Origin of the sequence: Bacteroides sp. 2_2_4, assembly GCF_000157055.1 — a bacterium.
Classification (GTDB): domain Bacteria; phylum Bacteroidota; class Bacteroidia; order Bacteroidales; family Bacteroidaceae; genus Bacteroides; species Bacteroides ovatus.
The window spans coordinates 1-565 of record NZ_EQ973385.1; the positions used below are offsets into that span (position 1 = coordinate 1).

1 protein-coding gene and 1 pseudogene are annotated in these 565 nt (G+C 42.3%); one reads left to right on the plus strand and one right to left on the minus strand.

Annotated features, from left to right (window positions below; all coding sequences use genetic code 11):
• Positions 1-196: helix-turn-helix domain-containing protein (locus tag BSCG_RS00215; protein ID WP_008777652.1), on the minus strand; the 196-nt coding region annotated here is incomplete at its 3' end.
• A 163-nt stretch (positions 197-359) separates the two neighbouring features.
• On the opposite strand from BSCG_RS00215, the pseudogene BSCG_RS00210 reads away from it, so the two are divergent.
• Positions 360-565: pseudogene (locus BSCG_RS00210) on the plus strand (replication protein); the annotation flags it as partial.

Below are 565 nucleotides of genomic sequence, written 5' to 3' on the forward strand. Positions count from 1 at the left end.
GCAATGCGGCGTTATAAGCATTTAATGCATTGATGCCATTAAATAAAGCACCAACGCCTGACTGCCCCATCCCCATCTTGTCTGCGACAGATTCCTGGGATAAGCCAAGTTCATTTTTCTTTTTTTCATAAATTGCTTTAAGGCGACGTGCGTCCTCAAGCTGCTCTTGTGTTAATGGTTTCTTTTTTGTGCTCATACGTTAAATCTATCACCGCAAGGGATAAATATCTAACACCGTGCGTGTTGACTATTTTACCTCTGGCGGTGATAATGGTTGCATGTACTAAGGAGGTTGTATGGAACAACGCATAACCCTGAAAGATTATGCAATGCGCTTTGGGCAAACCAAGACAGCTAAAGATCTGACCAAGCGACAGTTTAAAGTGCCTGCTTGCCATTCTGCGTAAAACCTATGGGTGGAATAAACCAATGGACAGAATCACCGATTCTCAACTTAGCGAGATTACAAAGTTACCTGTCAAACGGTGCAATGAAGCCAAGTTAGAACTCGTCAGAATGAATATTATCAAGCAGCAAGGCGGCATGTTTGGACCAAATAAAAACA